The sequence below is a fragment of the Aquitalea sp. ASV11 genome, assembly GCF_016429185.1.
GTDB lineage: Bacteria > Pseudomonadota > Gammaproteobacteria > Burkholderiales > Chromobacteriaceae > Aquitalea > Aquitalea pelogenes.
Genome location: NZ_JAELUD010000004.1, coordinates 1 through 16,814, shown reverse-complemented (window position 1 = coordinate 16,814; position 16,814 = coordinate 1). Strand labels below are relative to the sequence as shown.

The following is a 16,814-nucleotide window of genomic DNA, read 5'->3' as shown; positions in this document are numbered from 1 at the left end:
ATCAAGCAATGCATTCGAGTATTGTTTACAATGGCGCGCCATGACTGATCACTGCTTCCATTGCGGCCTGCCCGTTCCCGACGCTGTCGATTTTCCGGTGCGTTACCGGGAAAAGACCGAAGCCACCTGCTGCGCAGGTTGCCAGGCTGTCGCCCAGACCATCATCGACTCCGGCCTGTCCGACTATTACGCCCACCGCACGCAAGGCGCACGCCAGGCCGAGGCCTTGCCGGCAGATATTTTGCAGCAGATCAGGCTGTATGACTCGGAAGAGTTGCAAAAAAGCTTTGTGCACCAGCGCGACGAAAACAGCCGCGAGGCCGCGCTGATTCTGGAAGGCATTACCTGTGCCGCCTGTGTCTGGCTGAATGAGCAGCACATCCGCCAGTTGCCCGGCGTGCTGTCGGTGGACATCAACTATACCAGCCACCGGGCTCGGGTTTGCTGGGACAACACCCGCATCAGACTGTCGCAGATCCTGGAAGCCATTTCGGCCATTGGTTACCGCGCCCATCCTTATGATGCAGAGCGGCAAGAGGCACTGGCGCAAAAACAGCGCAAGCAGGCCATCAGCCGCCTGTGGGCAGCCGGGCTGTCCATGATGCAGGTGATGATGTATGCAGTGCCGGTTTACCTGGCACCGGATGGCGACATCGACCCGGACTTCCTCTGGCTGCTGCACTGGGCCAGCCTGATCCTGACCCTGCCGGTCATGCTCTACTCGGCCGTTCCTTTCTATCAGAATACCTGGCGCGACCTGAAATCAGGCCGCGTCGGCATGGACACGCCGGTCACCATCGGCATTTTCACTTCTTTCTTTGCCAGCCTGTGGGCGCTGATCAACAAGATTCCGCACGGTGTGTATTTCGATTCGGTATCGATGTTCGTCTTCCTGCTGCTGGGCGGGCGTTACCTGGAAGGGATTGCCCGGCGCAAGGCGGGCGAGGCTACCGAAAGCCTGGTCAAGCTGATTCCGGCTTTTGCCCATCGCGCAGCCAACTGGCCGGCCAGCCGGGATACCGAAGAAGCCACCGTCACCATGCTCAATGCTGGTGATGTGATTCTGGTGAAACCGGGTGAAACCATTCCCGGCGACGGCGTGGTGCTGGATGGCAGCAGTGCCGCCAATGAATCCCTGATCAGCGGCGAGAGCAAACCGATTGCCAAACGGGTTGGCGACAGTGTGATTGCCGGCAGCGTTAATACCAGCAGCCCGCTGTATGTACAGATCAGCCAGACCGGCCAGCAGACCCGGCTAGCCGGTATTGTGCGCCTGCTGGATCAGGCGCTGGCGGAAAAACCACGCCTTGCCGTGGCAGCCGACCGCTTTGCCAGCTGGTTTGTCGCCCTGCTGCTGCTGGCAGCTGCTGGCAGCTATATTGCCTGGCACTTCATCGAACCGGCACGCGCCTTGTGGATCATGGTGGCGGTACTTGTGGTGTCCTGCCCTTGCGCCCTGTCGCTGGCCACTCCGGCGGCACTGACCGCCGCCACCGGCCATCTGGCCGCACTGGGCTTGCTGACTACCCGCGGCCACGCACTGGAAACAATGGCGCGGGTTACTGATGTGGTATTCGACAAAACCGGCACGCTGACGCATGGCGACATGCGCCTGCGCGAGCAAATGCAACTGGGCACACTGCCTGCGGAACAGGCACTGGCCATTGCCGCCGCACTGGAACAGGCATCGGAACATCCGCTGGCGCAAGCACTGCGCCAGGCCGCCAGCACAATGCCCTGCCCGGCCACAAGCCGGTTGGACAACATTCCCGGCAAGGGGGTGGAAGGCGTGATTGATGGCACGACATGGCGGTTGGGTTCGGTCGAGTTTATCAACCAGTGGCTGGCCAGTCCGTTGACACTGCCCGCCGACTGGCAGGCCGACTGCAGCCTGGTGATACTGGCCAGCCAGGCTGGCGCGCAAGCAGTGTTTGCCATTGGCGATATAGTGAGAAGCGACGCCGCCGACATGGTAGCCCTGCTGCAACAGCGCGGCATTTGCGTACACCTGCTCAGCGGCGATGGTGCCAACGCCGTGCAATACCTGGCGGGCAAGCTGAACATTACCGACTGGCATGCCCGTGCCACACCAGAGGACAAGCTGGCTTTTGTCGGTCAGTTGCAACAGGCCGGCAAGCGCGTGCTGATGGTGGGCGACGGCATCAACGATGCGCCGGTGCTGGCGCGGGCTGATGTCTCACTGGCCATGGGCGGCGGCACCGACGTAGCCCGCGCCAGTGGTGACATGGTACTGATGGGCGACCAGCTGGCCCTCATTCCGCAAGCACTGGCCCTGTCCCGCAAGACCCTGGGTGTAATCAGACAGAACCTGTGGTGGGCAGCCGGGTATAATCTGCTGGCCCTGCCGCTGGCCATGAGTGGTCACCTGACCCCCTGGCTGGCCAGCCTTGGCATGGCTGCCAGTTCGCTCATCGTGGTGAGCAACGCCCTGCGACTCGTCAAACGGAAATCCTGATGGAAAGTCTTTACCTGCTTATCCCGCTTAGCATCGTGCTGGCTTTTGTCATTGCCGTGGTGTTCTGGTGGGCCACCCGTTCCGGCCAGTTCGATGATATGGAAGGCCCGGCACATCGTATCTTGATGGATGACGACCGCGCCCCCACTGACAAAACCCCTGCCAGCAAGACCGGCACGCCGGACGAGCACTAAACACAGCCAACTTGACGCGGGCATGGCTGACAGCACGGGGTGAATAGGCTAGCATGCCTTTCCCCCTATCCGTGCTGACTCACCGTGAAAACAGACTTCAGTTTCTTTGGCTCGCGCCGTTTTCTTCCCCTGTTCGGCACCCAGTTCCTGGGCGCTTTCAATGACAATCTGCTGAAAACAGCCATTGTGGTGCTGATCAGCTACCACGGCCTCACCTTGAGTGGCATGTCACCGGAATTGCTGGTCAATATGGCGGCCGGCGTGTTCATCCTGCCCTTCTTCCTGTTTTCCGCCACCGCTGGCAAGTTATCGGAGCGCTTTGACAAGGCGATGATCGCTCGCGGCGTGAAGCTGGCGGAAATCGCCATCATGCTGCTGGCCGGTGTCGGTTTCTTTTTGCACGCAGCAGGCCCGCTGATGGCCGCACTGTTCCTGATGGGCTGCCATTCCGCCTTCTTCGGCCCGCTGAAATATTCCGTCCTGCCGCAATACCTGAAGGAGCACGAGCTGGTAGGCGGCAATGGCATGATTGAAATGGGTACTTTTCTGGCCATCCTGATCGGCCAGATCATCGGCAGCCTGATGACCGAAGGCGGCCCGCTGCTGATTGTCTCCCTGCTATTGCTTACTGCGGTGTGTGGCTGGCTGTTCAGCCGCCGCATGCCGGCAGCGCCGCCCGGCGCGCCGGATCTGCAGCTGTCTTTCAACTTCATTGGCGATTCGGTACGACTGGTAGGCCAGGCCTGGCGCATTGCAGACGTGCGTAGCGCAATCCTCGGCATTTCCTGGTTCTGGCTGATGGGTGCCGTCTACACCACTCAACTGCCCACCTTTACCCGCCTGCACCTGGGTGGTGATGCACAGGTTTATACCGTCATGCTGGCGCTGTTCTCCATCGGCATCGGTCTGGGTTCGGTGATTTGCGCCAAACTGTCGCATGGCCGTTTGCAACTGGGGCTGGTATTGCTGGGCAGCGCAGGCATGACGGTATTTGGTGCCGACCTGGCCTTGGGAGCCATGCAGCGCTACCAAGGCAGCCTGATGCCGCTGGGCACGTTCCTCATGCAACTGGGCAGCTGGCGCCATATGCTGGACGTAGCACTGCTGGGCTTTTTTGGCGGCTTCTTTACCGTACCGCTGTATACCTGGCTGCAAATCTCCAGCCCGGACAGCTTCCGTTCGCAAGCCATCGCAGCAAACAACATCATCAACGGCTTTTACATGGTGGCAGCGGCACTGGCCAGCGTGGTGGTGCTGCAAAAATTCGGCAATATTGCCTATTTGCTGCTGGGCACGGCCGTGCTGAACATTCTGGCTACCTTGCACCTGCTGTGGCAGGCACCGGTCATCTGGCAGCAACGTAGCAGCTGGCTGAAAGCAACAATCGAGCAATAAGCAATAAAAAAAGGCTGGCGCCAGCAAGTGGCACCAGCCCCAAGAGCATTCGGCGGCGTCAAGGCCCGAAACCGCCGAAAGCGGGAGGTTCGCCAGCAACACGGCTGTTGCCGGCGATTGAAACCAGTCCTGATCAGACCGGTTTCCGCGGGTACTGAGTGTCAGTCAGTGCTGGCTATTTTCTTTTGCTGCGGCTGTTTCGTCCAATTGATTACCATTTCGGTATTGATATAAATTTTCTATCACCATGCACGCATACAACGCTTTGGCAGCCGGGATTCATCATGTGGCCATCATCACGGCTGACTACCCGCAAGCCCGGGATTTTTACCATCGCATTCTGGGGCTGCCGATTGTCAGCGAAGTCTGGCGGGCAGAACGCAGCTCATGGAAATTGAATCTGGCCTTGCCGGATGGTTGCCAACTGGAGCTGTTCAGCTTTCCGGCGCCGCCGGCGCGCGTCAGTCGGCCGGAGGCTTGCGGATTGCGCCATTTGGCCTTGCGCGCAAGCAATCTCGTACAGGTGCGCCAGGCGCTGATTCAACAAGGTGTGCCGTGTGAGGATATCCGGCTGGATGAAATCACCGACCGGCAGTTTTTCTTCTGCCAGGGGCCGGATGAGCTACCGATTGAATTCTATGCGGACTGATGCTGGCGGATGTAGTCGATGAAAGCTGCCGGTGGCATGGGCCGGGCAAACAGATAGCCCTGCGCATAATCACAACCGGCCTGTCGCAGCAGTTCCAGTTGTTCCGGGGTTTCCACCCCTTCGGCGATGATCTTCATTCCCAACTTGTGGCCCATGGCAATCACCGCCTCGGTAATGGCGCGGTCGGTATTGTCATTGGCCAAGCCCTGTATGAAGCTGCGATCTATCTTCAGATAGTCGATATTGAATTTTTTCAGATAGGACATGGCGGAGTAGCCGGTGCCAAAGTCGTCGATGCTGACTTCCATTCCCGCCTGATGAAAGCCAAGCAAGGTATTCACCACAATCGGCCTCTCATCCAGCAGCAGGCTTTCGGTGATTTCCACCGAAATACAGGAGGCGGGCAAGCTGCGCGCCTCCAGCTCCTGCGGCCACAGGCCACAGTCGCCGCTGATCAGTTGCCGTGGCGAGATGTTGACGCTGACCTGCCCTTGCGGCCATTGCTGCAGCAAGTCCATGGTTTGCTGGAACACCAGGTTGCCGATATCGCCGATCATGCCGATTTCTTCTGCCACGGCAATGAATTCGCCGGGCAGGCGGATGCCATCCGTGGGGTGATGCCAGCGTAGCAGCGCTTCAGCCTTCACAGGCAAGCCGTCCTGCAAGGCAATAATGGGCTGGAACCAGGCTTCGAAATGGTTTTCCGCCAATGCACGACGCAACTGCTTGCCAATGGCCTGACGCCGCAGCGCTTCCTCCTGCAACGACGGGGTGAAGTAACTGAAGCAATTGCGACCGCTGGCCTTGGCGGCATACATCGCCTGGTCGGCATAACTGACCAGCGTTTCCTGCTGCTGGCTGTCGTCGGGATAAAGCGCAATACCGATGCTGGCAGACACATAGACTTCGTTGCTGCCCAGCAGGAATGGCATATGCAGCAAGCGGATGATTTTGCTGGCCACCATGCCGGCCGCCTGCGCATTATTGATGTCCGAGAGAATGACCACGAATTCGTCACCCCCCTGGCGCGATACGGTGTCGCTACTGCGTACCACAGCCTGGATGCGCTCTGCGGCCTGAATCAGCAACTGGTCGCCCACGTGGTGACCCAGCGTGTCATTCACTTCCTTGAACCGGTCCAGATCGATAAACAGCAAGGCCAGCGTACTGCCCTGGCGACGTGCCCGCTCCAGCTCTTCAGACAGACGGTCGCGCAGCAGGCGCAAATTGGGCAGGCCGGTGAGCGCATCGTAATTGGCCTCGCGCCAGATGGCCTGCTCCATCCGTTTGCGCTCGCTGATATCCAGTATCAGGCCAACCAGCCCGCCAAGGCTGCCATCGGCCTTGTCAAACGTGGCTTTGTAGAACACCACGTCGTGCCGGCTGCCGTCAGCATATTGCACCTGTGCCTCGTACACCTGCGTGCCACGACTGTTGAACAGGCTTTGGTCTGCCGCGTGATAGCGTGCGGCAAGGTCCGGCGGCGACAGGTCGAAAACCGAATAGCCAATCAATTGCTCGCGCGGGCTGCCGATGAATTGCTCGAATGCGACATTACACCCGATGTACCGTCCCGCTTCATCCTTGTAGAAAACCGGGTTCGGAATGGTATCCACCAAGCGGGTGATGAACTGCAGCTGGTCTTTCACTGCACGTTCGGCGTCGTTACGCTCGGTCACATCCATCAGCATGCCGATGATAGCGGGCCGACCAGCAAAGCGGGTACTGACACCGAACACCTCGACATCCAGCCCCTCCCCATCCTTGCGCACGCCACGAAAGCTGTAATGACTGCTTTGCACCTGGCCGCTCAGGCGGCGGGTCAACTGCTCGCGCACCAAGGGCCTGTCACCCTCTGCCGTGAGGTGTTGCGGCCCCATGCCCGCGCATAATTCCTGAGCCGAATAGCCGAACAGGCTGGCGAGGCGCTCGTTCACGAAGACAAAACGGTCATCCTGAATGACATACACGCCGATCAGCGCATTGCTGCACAAGCCGCGCAATAATGGCACGGCCTCATGCAGCAAGCCTTGCAGGATGGAATCGAATGGGGTCATGGTGTCGACTGGGAAGCTGGCAGCTTATGCAGTATAGGAGGCTGCACACTGTCATGGATTGATTACAGCGTGCAGGATACCCCAGTCGACAATATATGGGTGGAAGATGGACCGGTTTTAAAGCTTGAAGCGGCTGATGCTGGTGCGCAGCGTGCCAGCCAGACCTGCCAGCGCACTGGCAGACTGGGCAGCAGCGCGCGCCTTGCCATGATTGCCATCAGCCTGCTGGGCAATCTTTTCCACGTTAAGTGCGATATCGCGGCTGGCGGCATTCTGCTCGCCAAGCGCTTCGGAAATGCCGCTGACAGCATTGCCCACCTGCCGTGCACCTTCCTGAATGGCCTGCAGGCTGTCGCTGGCACTGGCGGCACTGCTGACGCCTTGCTCTACCTGTGCCACGCCCTGCTCCATGTGTTCAACCGCAAGGCGCGCGCCAGTCTGGATCTTGCTGACCGTATCGCTGATCTGCAAGGTCGATTGCGTGGTGCGCTCTGCCAGTTTGCGCACTTCATCCGCCACCACGGCAAAGCCGCGCCCTGCTTCACCGGCCCGCGCCGCCTCGATGGCTGCGTTAAGGGCCAGCAAATTGGTTTGGTCAGCGATGTCACGGATTACGGTCACCACTTCGGCAATGCGCTCTGACAAGCCATCCAGTTGTTTTACGGTTTGGCCGGCCTGCTGCACTGCCGTGGCAATCTCGCTCATGGTGTGGGTGGCTTGTCCGACAACATGCGCGCCGCTATGCGACTTTTCATTGGCATCCACTGCCATTTCACGGGCCAGTTCGGCATGCCGCGCCACCTGATTGATGCTGCTGCTCATTTCCTCCACGCAGGCAGCCATGGTGCTGGCGGATGAATTCTGTTCGCCAGACGCAGCCGAGACATCTTCCGCAATGCTGACCAGTTGCTGGGCCTGAACCGACAGCGCAATCAGGCTGCTTTCCACCTCACCGATCATGCTGCGCAGATGACTGCTCATCTCGTCGGCCGCGTGCAACAAATCGCCTACTTCGTCCTGGCTTGTCACTTCAAAATGCACGGTCAGATCACCATCCGCCACCTTGCGGATAACCTCGACTGCACCTGCCAGCGGGCGGGCTACCCAGCGCTTGCTGGCCCAGTAGGTGGCACCCGACAACAGCGCAATGATGATGATCGTACCCAGGGCCAGCCGGATACGCATGGCATTCAATTGCGTGGCAAATTCATCCTCATAGCTGCTGGCGGCCACAATCCAGCCCCAGCGCTGAAAGGTGTCAAACACGGCAATCTTGGGGCGGGCGGCTTCATCACTACCCGGCTTGGCCCAGTGGTAATGCAGGACGCCTTGCTTTTGCTCCAGCATCACCCGGTTGATGGCGATGCCGTCCTTGTCCTTGAAGTCCAGCAGATTCTTGCCCTGCGAATGCGGGTGAATCATCATGCGGCCCGGTTCGCGGCGGCTGTCAAAGGCATAGATGTAGCCGGATTCGCCAAAACGCACCGACATGATTTTCTGCCGCAAGGCAGCCAGGCTGGCAGTGAATTCCTCACCGACAAACAGTGCTGCCACCACTTGTCCGGCCTCGTTGGTCAGCGGGGTGTACAAGGTCATGTAATCCCGGCCGAACAACTGGGCCGGGCCGGTATAAGACTGACCGGCATTCAGGCTGGCATAGGCTGGCGAATCGTGACTGAGTGGTGTGCCAACAGCACGACTGCCATCTTCTTTCTTGACAGAGGTAGCAATGCGCACCCACTCGCTGCCATCCTTGACAAACACCGTTGCCAGCGAACCGCTCATGCGGGTGTAGCGGTCCATCTCATTGTTGGCGTTGTTGATGACGTGTTCGCCAATCCGCAACTGGAGCAGCTGTTTGCCGGCACTTTCCACCCGCTCACCACCTACGGCCACCGGGCCGGCAAGCACGCTGCGCAAGGCTACCTCTGCCAGGGCGGCAGAGCGCTCCAGCTGTGCTGCATAAGCATCCATCATGTCGATGACCTGACGGTTGGCCTGCTGCATTTCCTGCTGCATCTGGCTTTCCATGCGTAAACCTTGCCAATGCGTCAGCCAGGTTCCGGCAATGCCAAGAACAATAATCAGCAATATGCAAAGCACCAGATTGAGCTTGGCGGCAATGCTAAGGGAAGAAGGTAAAAGGTGGCGGGATTCGGACATGATAAAAGCTGGATAGTGGGCTGGGAGTGAGATGCAGCACTTTGCTGCCTGTTATTACATTGGTCTAATTCTTGTGACGGATAATAATATGGAAATGAATTAGCCAATTCACTAGAACAGCCACCATTGATCAAAATCAAACTCACTACATGCCCAAACGCAGTGGACATTCTGTCCAAGCCCTAGCCTCTTGCTGCAACCGCACAACAAGATTCCATTACTCATGCCTGTTTGGGTAGAAATTATCAAGGTAATGACTCTCAGCATCATTTGATTGTTGTCACCACCACCCGCATGCAACTGGTGTTTCAACAACAAGTGCTTGCCCTTGGCCAACTGACTTTGTCATGAACTTGCCGGTTCACAAGCAGTCAGACGTCCGAAAATGCATGATTGTGACTGCACATCATGATCATTCCGGGCTATATAAAGAAGGCAGTACAAATTTCCATTTTCGCCAAGGAGCATATGTCCATGTCCTTGCCCTCAACATTGTTATGCACCTGCCTGCTGCTTGGCGCAGGCAGCGCATGGGCCGAGCCTGGCAAACAGACACTGGACCTGGAATGTGACTATCTGCCCAATGTCTGCAACCTGCCGGACGATGCCAACCCCGGCCTGATGATTGAAATCGGCAGCGAGGCCATCCGTCGTGCCGGTTTTGTGCCGAACGTGAAAATCCGCCCCTGGGTCCGGGCCATGCGCGAAGTACTGGCCAGCCCCACCGCCCTGATCATTTATTTCGCCCGCACGCCGGAACGCGAACCTTTGTTCAACTGGATTGTGGTGACCAACACCACGGATTTCCGTTTTTTTACCCGCAACGGTGCCGAGCCATGCAATAGTCTGCAACAAGCCATCAGCCGGGGGCTGATTGGTGTACGGGCAGGTTCAAGCGTGCGTAGCTGGCTGATACAGCAAGGCGTCAGCGCAGCATCGCTTGCAGAAGGCCAACTGCCAGAAATGGCCAAGATGCTTAACGCAGGGCGGGTTGGCAGCTTTCTGGGGGCATCCATCACGTTTAACCAGACCTACCAGGCACAGCACGGCAAGCTGCCAACGGAAGGTGCCGTGGTGTACAGCAGCCAAAGCTGGCTGGCTTCCGGCCCCGCTTTTTCACCGGCCACAGCAGCCAGACTGGCCAAGGCCATCAACGAAATGAAACAGGATGGTTTCTATGAGCAGGCCATGCGCAAATACATGCACTGATGCAGGTCATGCCTGACGCAGGACTTTGCGCACGCTGAAGCAGGCCAGCACTCCCCACAACACGGCCAGCCCATTCCCCAGGGTAAACAACACATGAAAAGGTCTGGCCTCGGTCAGCCAACCCTCCAGATGATTTTCCCCCAGCAGCAACGACAGGACACACAGCAATATGGTGGCTGCATGCTTGATACGGATATCTGATTGCCGGGCAGACCAGCCAAAGACAAAAGCGATAAACAAGTCGAAATAGGCAATTTCCCGCTGCCAGTGTTCGGACATCACCCAGGTGGTACCCGCCGCCGTCCAGCCCGGCATCAGCAAATGCGAAACGGCCGCGCAAACTGCGACAGCCGCCCATAGCCGCAGCAAGATATCAAAACGCGCATGCAGCCAGCCATGTGATTCTTTGCACAATGCCATGATCAGGCTCCACTCTTCATGAACAAGACGCTGGCAATCACAGCGCCGGGGGTGGTTTTGCGGCACATCCCACCGACCCATGGCCAATGAAAAATGCAGACAGTGGCGGAGCATCACGATGCAGGCGCATGGAGATCAACATGGTGTGCCTTGGCTGTGCTCGGTTCACTGCCGACGGGAATGAGCAAAATTGGCACATGATAATACTTGTATGTCATGATTGGCCATCGCCCTGAAAATACCATCATGAACCGCGCCATTCTGTTGTTGCTCGCCGCCCTCGCCTGCCCAACTCTTTACGCCAAAGCCCCCCAGCCTGCCGGCAATCAGCCGGATGAAGCCCAGCTGATCGAGCATGGCAGCTATACCAACAAGGACGGCGACACGGTACACCGCCCTGCCCACAGCAAGTCTGACAAGGTACCGCAGGGAGCCACCGCCAAATGCCGGGATGGCAGTTACAGCTTCAGCCAGAACCATCGCGGTACCTGCTCCCGCCACGGCGGGGTAAGCGCCTGGCTGGGATAAGGCACAATCCACAGGATGCAAGCCCAGCCCGCACCGCACTCAGGCAAATACCGCAACCACCTGACGTGACAGTGCGACGAGCTCGCCATCCGGCCCGTACAGATGTGCATCCTGATTGGCATAGCCATCACGCGCTGCCACCAGGCTTGCATCCATGCGCCACCAGCCCTCATTGCCAAGCGGTTCGCCGTGGTGCACAAATTCCAGCTCCCAGCTGATGGTGCTGGCCGGGGCATGACCCTGCACCAGCGACAGTGCCACTGGCGGAATGGCATCGGCCATGGCGACGATCTGCTCCTCGCCCATCAGCCCCGGGTCACGCTGTCGCAGCAGGATACGGTTTGTCGTCGCATGATGGCCGCTGAAAGGCAGCCCACCTTCCACCCAGCGGTAGGCATAGTGACGAGTGAATTCGGGTGACATGCCTGCAATGAACGGCAATTCCGGCCCGGCGCTGCTGTCGGTGGCCAACGGTTTGACCTCTGGCTTGAACGACAAGGCAGAATCCCTGGAAGCGCCAAAGACTGCAACAAACATGGCTGCCACCTGCTCCCCCGCCATCAAGCGTGCCGCCACCTGCACGGCGGCACGCCCCTGGCGTAGCAGTTCCACCCGCAACCCAAGCTTGCCTGCAGCCGCCGGTGCAACAAAGGTCGTGTGCAGCGACCACAAGGGCGGAAGATCCGGTATGGCCGCCCGCATGGCGCGCACTGCCAGCAAGGCCTGTATGCCGCCAAACAGGGTTCGCCCCTGCGCCCAGCCATCATCTACCTCGGCTTGAAACAGGCCAGGGTGGCCGATGACGGGGGCGATGCTGCGGCAAACATCATCAATATGCATGCTGATTTCCCTGAGTGTGAAGACTGGAACAAACATTGACCGGCAGTCTAGCAGTGGCATCTTGCGCTTTGCAGTGGCAATATCGACAACATCAATGTCAATACTGCCAAAACATGCATCAACTTCGCATACTGCTGCTGGAAGGCTGTTATGCCGGTAGCGTGACCGGCCTGGTCGATTTGCTGCATTTCGCCAATCAGATTGCAGCCTACAAAGGCAGGTCCAAACCATTCGACTGGCGCTTGATCAGCCTGGATGGCAAAGCCGTGCCCACCGCGTCCGGCATTGTGCTGACACCGGATGGAGGGCCGGAATTGGCCGACGCTGCGGATACGCTGGTACTACCGCCAATCAGCTATCGACACCTGAGCGATTTTGAAACCCGGCTGATGGCAGAACAGACCGCCGGCGCATTGGCAACACGCCTGCATGCTGCGGGCCGCCGTGTCATGTCGTTCTGCACAGGCGTTCCTCTGCTTGCCGAGCACGGCTTGCTGGATGGCCGACAGGCGACTGTCAGCTGGTGGCTGCATCACTGGTTTCGTCAGCGCTACCCGAAGGTTCTGCTCCAGGATTACGCCACCTGCAGCGAGTCCGATGGCATCTGGTGCGGCGGTGCCACCACCTCTTATATCGACCTGGCCTTGCGCCTGATCCGGCATGAAGGAGGTGCTGAACTGGCCATGTCGTGCTCGCGCCTGATGCTGACCGACCTCAACCGGGTCAGTCAGGCACCTTATATCACCATGCAGAGTTTTGCAGGACACGACGACGAGCTGGTCCTGCGCTGTCAGAACTGGCTTCAGCGCCAGCTTGATCAGCCATACCGGCTGGAGGCACTGGCAGCCAGCGTCGGCGCCAGCGAGCGCACGGTAATGCGACGATTCCAGCAGGTACTGGGCCAACCACCGCTGCGCTACCTGCAGCAGCTGCGCTTGCAAGCGGCACGCCATCTGCTGGAAACCAGCACTCTGCCGCTGGATGAAATTGTCAGCCGGGTGGGCTATGCCGATATCGCCAGTTTTCGCCGCCTGTTTCAGCGCGAACTGCATTGCACCCCGGCAGAATACCGGCGCCGATTTGCCAGCTGAGCGGGCAAGCCTACGCGCGGAATGTTCAAGCGCCGTCGGCAACAAAATCACAAAGCCAAATATGATGCCCGCCTCGGTGCCCCTCTCGCCAAGCACCCCGCCATTCATCACCTGCGCCGCGCCGTCGGGTTAATGGCCTGCCTGTGGCAGGCAGGCCTCGGCCTGATTGCTGCCTTTGCGGATATGAATAAGTATCCACGCCGGGACGGCAGACTTGGCGCAAGCACAGGCAAATCAATTGGCATATGATGATATGGGATTGCCGCCTGGATGGGTGGCTGCTGTCGGCCTGACCACCTCCAAAGGATATGCCATGATCAAGATCCGCCGATACTTTCAGTACCAGATGGGCGGACTTGTCCTCCTCATTGGCCTGGCATTTACTCTGGGTGGCTATGCCTTGATGAGCAAGGTCGCGGAGGACGAGGCAGAAGCGACGCTAAGGTTGATCACCAACGAGTCCGGTGCAGCCATGAATCATTTGTTGCTCCCGGCTACCACCTTGCTGAAACTGCTTTCCAACGTACCCGACCTGAAAACGGGCCAGGAAAAAGACTGGATGGACCGCCTTTCCGCGCAAACTTCGATATTGCGCGATCAACCCATGCTCAATAGTGTCTATGTCGGCGGCCCGCAAGGACAGCTTCTATTGCTGCGAGCACTCAGGGATGAGTGGGACCACGCCAAATTCAAGGCAAGTCCCGAGGCGCGCTGGCTTGTCCAGCTGCAAAGGGTTGGCAACAGTCGGGGCAAAGCCCAGGACTGGGTTTATCTGGATGACAAGCTCCGCATACTGGGGCGCAAACGTATGCCGGGCACTGAGGACTATGACCCGCGCAGCAGACCCTGGTACCAGGCCAGTCGTCAAAACAATGGGGTATTTCGTACCGAAACCTACAAGTTTTATTCCTCAGGAAAAGTCGGCATCACGCTTGCCAACGACATGCACAATGGCTGGGTTATCGCGATGGATATCAGCCTCGACTCCCTGCAAGAAGAGCTGGCCAGAATGGCAACGGCCTATGCCGGCTATATTGGCCTGTTCGAACAAACCGGCGCCATCATTTCCGCCAACCTCAAAGAAAACAGCGCCAACGATTTCTTCAAGGGCCTGGTCGAAAAAGGTGGCATTGCTGATGGCAAAGACCTGAAATGGATGGTCGATCCGCACGGTCAGTCCTGGTGGATGGGCACGGCAAATGTCAAGCTGCAGAAATATGATGACATATTCCTCCACGTTGCCGTTCCACGTGACCGCCTGCTGGCGAAGGCCCAGAAGCTGCGTAATTTTTTGCTGGCCCTCACCTTGCTGATCACGCTTCTTACCCTGCTGCTTGCACAACGCAATTCAGACCGGATCGCATTCGTATTCCAGACACTGGCAGACCGGGCCAACGCGCTGGTCAATTTTGATTTCCGGCAGTTTGATCAATCCAAAACCCGTATTGCCGAAATTGCCCAACTGGAAACCGGGCTTGAGCGCGCCCGGACAAGTAGCGCAAACTTTTTGCACTTGCTGGAAAAGGTATCGCGGGAAGCGGACCTCGACAAATTGCTGCCAATGGTCGTCGAAGAAACAAGCGAAGCAGCACAAGGAAAGTTTGCCTGGCTCTACATTCAGGACGGCACAAACTGGACTTTGCGTGCACAGCGCGGTGATCGCAACGGAAGTGATTGGTTGGCAAAATACCAGAGGCAGCTTGAGGAAAATGGCGGTGCCCACTTTCATCCGGATGAGCCGATGGATGGCCGCTATGCACTGATGCTGCCCCTGTCCGGCCGGCGGGGCCAATTGCTGGGACTGCTCATCATCGAACGCCAGCAAGCATTCAGCGAACATCACCGCAGTTTTGTGGAAGCGCTTTCCGGCTTTGCCGCCTTGACGCTGGAATCACGAGAATTGGTTGTTCAGCAAAAGCGGCTGTTTGAATCTTTCATCCAGTTGCTGGCAGAAGCGGTGGATGCCAAAAGCCCGCATACGGGCGGCCACTGCCACCGCGTTCCCGTCCTGACCGAATGGTTGGTCGAACTGGCCGCCAACAGCGATGCACCCTGCGTCGCCAGTTTTGAAGTCGACGACGAGATGCGCGAAGCAGTGCACATCGCAGCATGGCTGCACGACTGTGGCAAGGTGGTCACCCCCGAGTATGTTGTCGACAAGGCAACCAAACTGGAGACGCTGTACGACCGGATTCATGAAATCCGGACGCGCTTCGAGGTATGCAAACGCGAGGCGGAACTGACTCGCTGGAAAGCAGCTTACCCGCAAGGACTGCCGGCCATTGAGGCCGCACAACTCGCCGGCGAATTGAAAGCCCTGGATGAGGATTTCGCCTTTGTCGCCGAGTGCAATCTGGGTAGTGAATATATGTCAGAGGATGCAATCGCACGCATCAGGCAGATTGCAGCAAGAACCTGGACACGAACCATCGACGACCGGCTCGGCTTGTCTCAGGATGAAATGCGCCGCCGTTGCAGCAGGGACAGCGAATCATTGCCCACCCAGGAATATCTGCTCAGCGACAAACCCGAGCATCGAATTGCACGTCCGCAGGGGCAATCTTTTGCCGATGACAACCCGTGGGGATTCCGGATGCAAGTGCCAGAATTGCTCTACGACCGTGGCGAAGTCAAGAATCTAGCCATCCAGCGGGGTACATTGACCGACGAAGAACGTTACAAGATCAACGAGCACATCGTACTGACCATCAAAATGCTGGAAGCCATGCCCTTCCCCCGGCACCTGAAGACCGTGCCGGAAATAGCCGGCGGTCACCACGAGCGGATCGATGGCAAGGGCTACCCCAGAGCCGCTCCGGCCGCGGCCATGAGCATCCCGGCGCGCATGATGGCCATTGCTGACGTATTTGAAGCACTGACTGCAACCGACCGCCCCTATAAACAGGGGAAAAGCGTAGATGAATCGCTGGACATCATGCGTCATATGGCACGAGGAGGACACCTTGACGTTGAGCTGTTTGAGCTGTTCGCCCAGTCGGATATTCCAGCCCGCTATGCGTCGCGATTCCTGGCCGGGAGGCAGGCTGGTTCAGCCTAGCGATAACGTGTATCTACGATGAGCCCCAATAACAGGGCGCAGCCCAAGCTGCGCCTCCTCATCCCCGCCGCCCAACCTGCACCAGGCCCGACTGTTCCACCACATTCCCACTACAGCGCTGCGAGCTGCTGCCAGATAAGATCGAACACAGGTACGAACTGGCACCGTCCGGGGATGTAGCAGATCTGCTTCCATGACACGACCGGCCTGATGCTGACGGGTTTGTCCGTGCTGTGTAGCTGCGCCTCTTCCGGTATAGTATTGGTCATTCTTGACGGGCTTTATTGCTGCTCATAAGACCCAACATTTTATATCCCGGGCAAGCAACCGGATAAAATTCGAAGGTCACCACGGCATGCCCATACAAATCAAAGGTTTAGATTAATTATGCTGCTGATGATCGACAACTACGACTCTTTTACTTACAACCTGGTGCAGTATTTCAGTGAGCTCAAGCAGGATGTGCGCGTTTATCGCAACGATGAAATTACCATTAAAGAGATCGAAGCGCTGGCACCGCAATATCTGGTTGTCTCGCCTGGCCCCTGCACGCCGAACGAAGCAGGTATTTCTGTCGCAGCCATCCAGCACTTTGCCGGCAAGTTGCCCATCATGGGTGTCTGTCTGTCTCTTATACACATCTGACGCTGCCGACGAACAGTAAGATGTGAGGAAGATGGGGGGGGGGGGGGGGGGGGGAAGGGGGGGGGGGGGGGGGGGGGGGGGGGGGGGGG

13 protein-coding genes and 1 pseudogene are annotated in these 16,814 nt (G+C 58.2%); 10 read left to right on the top strand and 4 right to left on the bottom strand.

Features of this window, described 5'->3' with window-relative positions; genetic code table 11:
* The first annotated feature begins 40 nt into the window (after positions 1-40).
* The 4 genes from JHD62_RS02525 (at position 41) to JHD62_RS02510 (ending at position 4,714) form a co-directional block, all read left to right on the top strand.
* The gene (locus JHD62_RS02525; RefSeq protein WP_199101635.1) at positions 41-2,476 is read left to right on the top strand and encodes a heavy metal translocating P-type ATPase; all 2,436 of its coding nucleotides are present in this window, start codon (positions 41-43) and stop codon (positions 2,474-2,476) included.
* Positions 2,476-2,670, top strand: a complete 195-nt coding sequence (gene ccoS, locus JHD62_RS02520; protein WP_045846974.1) for a cbb3-type cytochrome oxidase assembly protein CcoS — start codon at positions 2,476-2,478, stop codon at positions 2,668-2,670. The genes JHD62_RS02525 and ccoS overlap by 1 nt, the downstream gene beginning before the upstream one ends.
* Positions 2,671-2,754: 84 nt before the next feature.
* Positions 2,755-4,065 (top strand): MFS transporter, encoded by a 1,311-nt coding sequence (locus JHD62_RS02515; RefSeq protein ID WP_199101634.1) that lies wholly within the window; start codon positions 2,755-2,757, stop codon positions 4,063-4,065.
* Positions 4,066-4,351: 286 nt separating this feature from the next.
* Positions 4,352-4,714, top strand: coding sequence for a VOC family protein (locus JHD62_RS02510; protein ID WP_370541018.1), 363 nt, complete (start codon positions 4,352-4,354; stop codon positions 4,712-4,714).
* Here the strand turns inward: JHD62_RS02510 and JHD62_RS02505 are convergent.
* Both JHD62_RS02505 and JHD62_RS02500 read right to left on the bottom strand, forming a co-directional pair.
* The gene (locus JHD62_RS02505) at positions 4,702-6,771 is read right to left on the bottom strand and encodes a bifunctional diguanylate cyclase/phosphodiesterase (protein WP_199101632.1); all 2,070 of its coding nucleotides are present in this window, start codon (positions 6,769-6,771) and stop codon (positions 4,702-4,704) included. The two genes, JHD62_RS02510 and JHD62_RS02505, sit on opposite strands and share 13 nt — an antisense overlap.
* Positions 6,772-6,888: 117 nt before the next feature.
* Positions 6,889-8,934 (bottom strand): methyl-accepting chemotaxis protein, encoded by a 2,046-nt coding sequence (locus tag JHD62_RS02500; RefSeq protein WP_199101631.1) that lies wholly within the window; start codon positions 8,932-8,934, stop codon positions 6,889-6,891.
* 474 nt (positions 8,935-9,408) lie between these two features.
* Between JHD62_RS02500 and JHD62_RS02495 the strand changes: the two genes are divergently transcribed.
* Entirely contained in the window at positions 9,409-10,143 is a 735-nt protein-coding gene (locus tag JHD62_RS02495) for an ABC transporter substrate-binding protein (RefSeq protein WP_199101630.1), read from the top strand.
* A 6-nt stretch (positions 10,144-10,149) separates the two neighbouring features.
* Here JHD62_RS02495 and JHD62_RS02490 read toward each other — a convergent pair whose 3' ends face one another.
* On the bottom strand, positions 10,150-10,563 hold the full coding sequence (locus JHD62_RS02490) for a hypothetical protein (protein WP_199101629.1): 414 nt from the start codon (positions 10,561-10,563) through the stop codon (positions 10,150-10,152).
* Positions 10,564-10,809: 246 nt separating this feature from the next.
* On the opposite strand from JHD62_RS02490, the gene JHD62_RS02485 reads away from it, so the two are divergent.
* A complete protein-coding gene (locus tag JHD62_RS02485; RefSeq protein WP_199101628.1) occupies positions 10,810-11,091 on the top strand; it encodes a DUF3761 domain-containing protein in 282 nt (93 codons plus the stop codon).
* A gap of 39 nt (positions 11,092-11,130) precedes the next feature.
* Here JHD62_RS02485 and JHD62_RS02480 read toward each other — a convergent pair whose 3' ends face one another.
* Positions 11,131-11,931: an acyl-CoA thioesterase II gene (locus tag JHD62_RS02480; protein ID WP_199101627.1), complete on the bottom strand. Its 801-nt coding sequence runs from the start codon at positions 11,929-11,931 to the stop codon at positions 11,131-11,133.
* A gap of 113 nt (positions 11,932-12,044) precedes the next feature.
* Here JHD62_RS02480 and JHD62_RS02475 point away from each other — a divergent pair, with 113 nt between their 5' ends.
* From JHD62_RS02475 to JHD62_RS02460, 4 genes and pseudogenes are all read left to right on the top strand, one after another.
* Positions 12,045-13,022, top strand: a complete 978-nt coding sequence (locus JHD62_RS02475; RefSeq protein ID WP_199101626.1) for a GlxA family transcriptional regulator — start codon at positions 12,045-12,047, stop codon at positions 13,020-13,022.
* Positions 13,023-13,043: 21 nt separating this feature from the next.
* Positions 13,044-13,271 (top strand): hypothetical protein, encoded by a 228-nt coding sequence (locus JHD62_RS02470; RefSeq protein WP_199101625.1) that lies wholly within the window; start codon positions 13,044-13,046, stop codon positions 13,269-13,271.
* A gap of 64 nt (positions 13,272-13,335) precedes the next feature.
* The gene (locus JHD62_RS02465; protein ID WP_199101624.1) at positions 13,336-16,080 is read left to right on the top strand and encodes an HD domain-containing phosphohydrolase; all 2,745 of its coding nucleotides are present in this window, start codon (positions 13,336-13,338) and stop codon (positions 16,078-16,080) included.
* A gap of 387 nt (positions 16,081-16,467) precedes the next feature.
* Positions 16,468-16,707: pseudogene (locus JHD62_RS02460) on the top strand (anthranilate/aminodeoxychorismate synthase component II); the annotation flags it as partial.
* Positions 16,708-16,814: the final 107 nt, after the last annotated feature.